The sequence below is a fragment of the Microcoleus sp. MON1_C1 genome (assembly GCF_036701945.1).
Taxonomy (GTDB): Bacteria; Cyanobacteriota; Cyanobacteriia; order Cyanobacteriales; family Microcoleaceae; genus Microcoleus.
This window is the reverse complement of sequence record NZ_JAUBRO010000104.1, coordinates 1-6,825: the sequence shown is the minus strand read 5'-3', so window position 1 is coordinate 6,825 and position 6,825 is coordinate 1. Positions and strand designations below refer to the sequence as shown.

The following is a 6,825-nucleotide window of genomic DNA, read 5'->3' as shown; positions in this document are numbered from 1 at the left end:
TTCCCTTTCATTTATTATCAAACTTTCCTATTTTACCAGAGAAATCCATATTTACATCTCAAATGGAATTGCTATACAGTAAAATTCAGAGTGCCGATACCGGGTAGATTGTTAACCGCCATACGATTCTGCCACAAATCCACATTAATAGAAGCTGTGCCGCTACCTGTAGAAGCATCGATGGTATTAGTCTGTCCCAAAGGAGCAATTATTTGTTCTATATTTTGCATGGTATCTGTACCGGCTGCGCCTTTATCTACAATACCTTTAGCCTCAATGGTAATGCCGCTGCCGAGGGAAAGATAGCTAATTGTATCTGTACCTTCTCCTCCAATTATGCTATCAGTCCCACTACTACCGAGGATGAAGTTATCTAAACTATCTCCGGTAATATTGTCGTTTCCTGCTGTGGTGCTAATACTGTTAGCTGGCGGAGGGGGTGGAGTTTGGTTTTGGGGAGGTAAAGCCGAATTCGTAAGTTGTGCGCCCTGATTTTGGGGAGGAAGATTGCCCGGTACTCCTTGATTTTGGGGAGAAGAATTGCCCGGTGCATTGATTGAATTAGGAAATAGTTGTGACATGGTATAATTACCCCGATTAGTTTTCTAAGTTTGAAGCAGTTGTCAGGCTAAAGAAATGGATTCTCGATCGCCCTTTGAGTTAGTCGCTACAATCATTAAGCTGGTTGAACATGACATTTATCCCTGTGCTGGGATTACAGTTTTGTAATGTGGAAAAATTAGCGTTTTTCGGAATTTTGAGGTAGATTACGATCGCCGGGTGGACGCGGTGGAATGCCCAGAATTTTAATCAAATCTGCTTCGGTGACTCCCAACTTTTTCGCTGCACCGGGAATATCTAAACGAGGACGGGGCGGTGGGCTGGGCGGGCGATTATTTTCACTTGGTGGTTCCGGCGGTTTGGCGGGTAGGCCCAAAGCTTCGATTAGCTCGGCTTCGCTGACTCCTAATTGTTTGGCAGCAGCAGCAAAATCTATACGGGGCGGGCGTCTGCGCTCTTGACTGGGTTCGGGCTGGCTCTGGGCTAGTACAGTATTAGAATTAGCTGTAGTTCGATCGGGAAAAGTCAAGCTGCTAAATCCCAGCAGCAAGGCTGTAGCAGGTAATGCGAGCAGTGAAGCAATTTTCATGAGAGTTACGATCGCCGACCTAAAAATGTTTATAAATACATCAAATTCCCCAAACATTACCTGCAACAGTGCGGATGGATTACAGTTTTGTAATTTAAGTAAATCCCTGATAGCCGTATAATCGCAACCGGATAGATAAATCTATGAATGTTCTATACGTTGAAGATGAAGAAAAAATCGCCAATTTTGTTTGTATGGGCTTGAAAGAACAAGGCTTTGTTGTGGATTATTGCGATAATGGCAATGATGGCTATGGGCGGGCGATGGAGAATGAGTACGATGCGATCGTGCTTGATATTGTATTGCCGGGAAAAGATGGATTATCTATTCTCAAACATTTGCGAAAGGCTGGACGCAACGTACCCGTAATTTTATTAACTGCTCGCAATGAACTAGACGATCGCATTGAAGGGTTACATCTGGGTGCTGATGACTATTTAGCTAAACCGTTTTTTGTTCAGGAGTTAGTTGCTCGGATTTATGCTGTAGTGCGGCGTGCTTCGGGCACTGGGCAAAATATTCTGAGTGTTGGCCCCGTTAAGCTCGATCGCATTCTCCGAGAAGTTACCTGCGATCGCCATAAAGTCGAACTGACAACCCGGGAGTTTAATCTATTGGAATATCTGATGCGATCGCCCGGTAGGGTACTCACCCGCACGCAAATCCTCGAACATATCTGGGGCTATGATTTCAACCCAAATACCAATGTAGTAGATGTATGTATTCAACGCATTCGCAAGAAAATTGAACCTATCGGCGGTATGGGATGGGTTGAAAGTGTGCGCGGCGTTGGCTATCGGTTTCGCAAACCAGATTCACCATCATGAAACTCCAATCTTTCCGCTTTCGTATTGCTCTATCATCTTCTGTGCTCGCAAGTATTGCTCTGATAGGCTTTGGTGTTGTTTCGTGGTGGTTGATTTACGATGCTAAAGTCAAGCGTCTTGATGCTGGAATAGAAACTCAGTTAATCCACGCTACCCGCCCGCGATCGCCCGAATGGGATGCTTATACTGATTCTTTGCCATCACTTTTGGGCATGAATGGAGAAACCACCGTCGCTTTGATCGTGGCTCAAAGAGATGGTAATTTAATCTACAAATCGAGCCAGTGGCAAGATGGACTTGATGCGAATTCCATCTGGCGATCGTTGCCGCTACCCGCTCCCGATCCTGGCATAATAGATTTTGAATTAGAACCTCCCCCTCGACAAAATCCATTAGAGCCACCACCTCCCGATCGCCTCAATTTATTTCCACCGCCCGAAAGCAGACCCCCATTTGATCGACCGCCACACGATCGACCTCGACACGATCTGCCCCCACACAATCTGCCGCCATTCGATCGACCTCCACAGGATCGCTCCCCATTCGAGCGGCCGCCATCCGATTCACTTCATCCTCCTCAATTGCCCAAAGCTAAGCTAGCAACCCAACGTACTAGCACCGCAATTTGGCGTGTCGGCGCGATTAATTCTCCTTATAGTCAAGCAGCCATTGCCGTTAACTTGCAAGCTATCGATGGGGAAATGGAATTGATTCGTAATATCTTTCTAATTTCTATTCCCGTAGTGCTTTTACTGGTTGCGAGTGGAGCGTGGGTCATATCGCGGAGTATTCTGTATCCAATTGGGCGCCTCACGATGGCGATCGGGAATGTTACCGTACAGGGGCTTGATCGGCGCGTCCCTTACGGAGCAACGGATATAGAGTTTATAGAATTAATTTTTGTGTTCAATCAGATGTTAGAACGTCTAGAGCGAAGTTTTAAACAAGCTTCTCGTTTTAGTGGACATGCTGCCCACGAATTAAAGACTCCGCTGGCAATTTTGCAAGGTCAACTAGAACGGGCTTTGCATCAAGTTGAATCTGGTTCTGAGGTGCAGCAAACGCTGAGTAATTTATTGGATGAAGTGCGCCGTTTGAATGAAATAACCCGTAAACTTCTCTTACTTTCTCTAGCTGATGCCGGACGTATGGGTTTACATTTGGTTGAGGTGAATATGTCGGCTTTGCTATCGGAAATTGCCGAAGATATGCAACTGCTAGCACCGCATTTAGATGTACAAATGGCAATTGCTCCTAATTTATATATCAAGGGCGATCGCGATTTGCTGGTGCAGGTTTTGCAAAATCTGGTTGGTAATGCGATTAAATATAATTTACCGAAAGGTTGGCTCAGGTTACAGGCCAACTGTCAGGAAAAAAGAGTAATTGTGAAAATTGTCAATAGTTCTCAGGATATTTCTTTGAGCGAGCGCGATCGCATTTTTGAGCGCTTCCATCGCGGTGACTCGACTCAGATCCAAAAAATAGAAGGCTCGGGATTGGGGCTAAGTTTAGCAAGGGAAATCGCCCGGGCCCACGGCGGCGATATCAAACTAGATGCTGCAATACTTGGTCAAACAGGGTTTATACTGAGCTTACCTGTGGGCGATTAGCCCCGTCTCGATCGCAGTCCTTTAAACAAAAAGAGTTTTGTAGCTTTTTCTAAGTCTTATACCAAATCCGGCTTAAATACCCCGATCGGGACTTAAACAAAAATCAGTGCTAAGCATGGTAAAATCCCTTAAAGCCTGTTTTAGCTTTGTTTAGGCTTAAAATTTGTTTAAGTCCCGTTAAGAAATTACAGGCTAGTGGAATTGAGGAATCATCAAGGTTACACATATTAGGAGTAGGAGCAAGTAATGACGGATAGTGAACTCCAAGATGATGTCATCAAAACAGATAAGGATACTGCTGAAGAGGATAGTGGTGAGAGTGGTGGATTGTATCCTTACGATCCAACTGAAGCAGATATTGATATTAGAGAAGATCCTCAAACTATTTTTGAGTTACTGAGGAAATATGACAATGGCAGGCTTATTATCGATCCAGATTTTCAACGCAATGTAGTTTGGGAATTAGACAAAAAAAGTAAATTTATTGAATCGGTCATCCTAAATTTCCCCCTTCCTCCCTGGTATTTAAATCAAACAAAAGAGGGAAAACTAATTATTGTAGACGGTCTACAGCGGACTACAGCTTTACATGAATTTGTTAACGATAAATTTAACTTAAGTGGTTTAGAAGCATTAACTAAGTTGAATGGCTACACCTTTTCAGAACTTAAAGAACTACCAGGTGACTATGAAACAAGGATTGAAGATAAAAAACTTTACATATATCTTATTAAGCCCTCTGTTCCCGTTAAAGTTGTCTATGATATTTTCAATAGAGTTAACACAGGAGGAACTAAACTGGAACGTCAAGAAGTTAGAAATTGTATTTTTTCAGGAAAGTCAACCAAGCTGCTAAAACAGTTATCAGAAAAAGAATATTTTATAAAGGCTATAGACGACGGTGTTTCACCCAAAAGAATGAAAGATAGAGAAGTTATTTTGCGTTACTTGGCTTTTAAACTATTTGATTATGACAACGATTATCAAGGTGATATGAGTGATTTTGTAGAAAGAGCTATGAAAAAAATTAATTTAATGGACGATCGAGACATAGATCTATTAAAAAATGATTTTGAGCGAGTAATGAATTTAACTTTTGAATTTTTTGGTCCTAAAAATTTTCGTTTGCCCTCTGGTCAAAATAGGGGAAGAATAAATATCGCAATTTTTGAATCTGTGTGTTATTTTTTCTCTGCAAGGAGCGATGAGTTTTTACAATCTCACAAAAAGTCTATTCAAGATAACTTTATTAAATTGCTTGAAAATCCAGAATACTTTGACGCTATCAAGTATTCCACGAGTAGCAAATCTAAAGTTAGTAACCGTTTTAAACTAGCACAAAATATTTTAGGAGACGTAGAAAATGCTAACTAAAATAGAGTTAAAAAACTTTAAGTGTTTTAAAGATAAAATACAGTTTCCTTTAACACACATTAACCTGTTAACAGGCATAAATGGGCGTGGTAAGTCTACTATTTTACAAGCTTTGCTTTTAATGCGACAATCTATTGAGCATAGTGAAGTGACAACCCAAATTTTGTTGAATGGAAGTTGTGTAAGACTGGGTAATTTTGTTGATGTTAGGAATAGTAGTATCTCAAGAGATGAATCTATTGTACTTAAATATTATTTCCAGGAAATTGTTCATCCCAATAAAGTTATTCATAAATGTATGGAATATTTATTAAGAGAAAATTCCGATGATGATATGGTGGCAAAAATCAGCGAGATCAATTTGTGTAATAAATTTAATTTAGACAATTCTGTTACTACGGTACAGAGAAAGTATTTAAAAAAAGACAATACTAATGAATACTCAACTACTGAGAATGAATCAAAAATATTAGGCGACTGTTCATTAAATAATTTAATACCTAATGATTCTATTTTAATAGAAGATGAGAAATTTTATTTTAATTTCTTAGATGAATCTTTCAATTTTAGTCATATGCACTACATTTCAGCCAATCGCATTGGCCCACAAGAATTTTATTTCAAGTCCACTTTGAAAAAATTTCCTAATGTAGGTGCAAAAGGCGAATTTACCGTAAATTTGCTTTATAGAAAAGGAAATGATTTAGTTGATGATATGTTGTGCTTAGGAGACAATGCAAAGACATTATCTAACCAAACAGAAGAATGGCTAAGTTATGTTTTTGAGGGAGCTAAAGTAGAAATATCACAATCAATAAGTAACATTTTAGAACCTTTATTTAATACCAACGCCTCAAAAGATCGTTATAAACCAGCTAATGTTGGCTTTGGATACCATTGCATTTTGCCAATTATTGTTTCAGGATTAATTGCTCGAAAAGGTGAAATATTAATTGTAGAAAACCCAGAAGCGCATTTACACCCAAAAGCGCAATCGCGACTAACTCAGTTTCTAGCTAAGGTTAGCAGTTGTGGGGTACAAGTTTTTATTGAATCACATAGCGATCATATTTTAAATGCCTTGCGAATAGCTGTGCTTGATAAAATTATTGACCATGAAAATTTAAATATATTATACTTACAGCTAAATTCAGAGCCACCAGTTGTACAAATTCCTGTTCAACCCAATGGAGGAATTGAAGAATGGCCTAAAGGATTTTTTGACCAAATGGATAAAGATTTTGAACGTCTTTTTGGAATCTAAAATGGAAATTTTTATTAATGAAGTATCCCTTGAGGGACAGTACCTTAATGATGTCGAATTTAAAGAAGCAATAATAGTTTTTAAAGCTATTTTTGATTTGATTAATGATAAAATGAAAGATAAACAGATATATAAGGAGGATAGTAATTTCTATGTCAACTATGAAGCGGTAAAAGGATATAATTTTTCTCAAAGCTTAAATCAAATTAAAGATAAATCACTTAAAGTAGCCTTCAAGAATGTTGTTTTTAATAAATCAAATCCTAAAGAATGGCGTAAAGAAAAAGTACATTCTTCAACAGACTCGTTTGATTGTTTGATGATTAATGAACAGTACAAGGTTGTAAATGATACATCATTAGCAGAAATAGCTGAGAGAAAATTGCAAAACAGTAGTTCCACCTATTTATTGATTAATTTTATTAATTCCAGTTTTCACCTTGTTCATCCACATATTACTAATTGTTGCTTAATTACTATCGTTAAAAATAATGATGAAGTAAATTGTATAGAATTAGATTTGGAGTTTAGACTAAGCAGGTCAAAAAGTGCGCTCGCTGTTAGACTAGCGAACAGTTATCAAGAACGGCAATGGTC

At 39.1% G+C, this 6,825-nt stretch carries 7 protein-coding genes; 5 read left to right on the top strand and 2 right to left on the bottom strand.

Annotated elements, in window-relative coordinates:
• Window positions 1-71 precede the first annotated feature (71 nt).
• Both QUA62_RS28705 and QUA62_RS28700 read right to left on the bottom strand, forming a co-directional pair.
• On the bottom strand, window positions 72-581 hold the full coding sequence (locus tag QUA62_RS28705; RefSeq protein WP_333408209.1) for a hypothetical protein: 510 nt from the start codon (window positions 579-581) through the stop codon (window positions 72-74).
• A gap of 158 nt (window positions 582-739) precedes the next feature.
• Window positions 740-1,150, bottom strand: a complete 411-nt coding sequence (locus tag QUA62_RS28700; protein ID WP_333289272.1) for a hypothetical protein — start codon at window positions 1,148-1,150, stop codon at window positions 740-742.
• 143 nt (window positions 1,151-1,293) lie between these two features.
• Between QUA62_RS28700 and QUA62_RS28695 the strand changes: the two genes are divergently transcribed.
• From QUA62_RS28695 to QUA62_RS28675, 5 genes are all read left to right on the top strand, one after another.
• Entirely contained in the window at window positions 1,294-1,977 is a 684-nt protein-coding gene (locus QUA62_RS28695; RefSeq protein ID WP_333408208.1) for a response regulator transcription factor, read from the top strand.
• Window positions 1,974-3,590 carry an ATP-binding protein gene (locus QUA62_RS28690; protein WP_333408207.1) on the top strand — a complete coding sequence of 539 codons (1,617 nt, stop codon included), beginning with the start codon at window positions 1,974-1,976 and terminating at the stop codon, window positions 3,588-3,590. Before QUA62_RS28695 ends, QUA62_RS28690 begins: the two co-directional genes overlap by 4 nt.
• 246 nt (window positions 3,591-3,836) lie before the next feature.
• Window positions 3,837-4,964, top strand: a complete 1,128-nt coding sequence (locus QUA62_RS28685; RefSeq protein WP_333408206.1) for a DUF262 domain-containing protein — start codon at window positions 3,837-3,839, stop codon at window positions 4,962-4,964.
• Complete coding sequence (locus QUA62_RS28680) at window positions 4,954-6,228, top strand: DUF3696 domain-containing protein (protein ID WP_333408205.1); 1,275 nt, start codon at window positions 4,954-4,956, stop codon at window positions 6,226-6,228. Before QUA62_RS28685 ends, QUA62_RS28680 begins: the two co-directional genes overlap by 11 nt.
• A 1-nt stretch (window position 6,229) precedes the next feature.
• Window positions 6,230-6,825: hypothetical protein (locus tag QUA62_RS28675; RefSeq protein ID WP_333408204.1), on the top strand; the 596-nt coding region annotated here is incomplete at its 3' end.

Bases quoted from the DNA above. Each gene is read 5' to 3' on its own strand.
- QUA62_RS28705 (WP_333408209.1), bottom strand. From the start codon at position 581: ATGTCACAACTATTTCCTAATTCAATCAATGCACCGGGCAATTCTTCT.
- QUA62_RS28700 (WP_333289272.1), bottom strand. From the start codon at position 1,150: ATGAAAATTGCTTCACTGCTCGCATTACCTGCTACAGCCTTGCTGCTG.
- QUA62_RS28695 (WP_333408208.1), top strand. From the start codon at position 1,294: ATGAATGTTCTATACGTTGAAGATGAAGAAAAAATCGCCAATTTTGTT.
- QUA62_RS28690 (WP_333408207.1), top strand. From the start codon at position 1,974: ATGAAACTCCAATCTTTCCGCTTTCGTATTGCTCTATCATCTTCTGTG.
- QUA62_RS28685 (WP_333408206.1), top strand. From the start codon at position 3,837: ATGACGGATAGTGAACTCCAAGATGATGTCATCAAAACAGATAAGGAT.
- QUA62_RS28680 (WP_333408205.1), top strand. From the start codon at position 4,954: ATGCTAACTAAAATAGAGTTAAAAAACTTTAAGTGTTTTAAAGATAAA.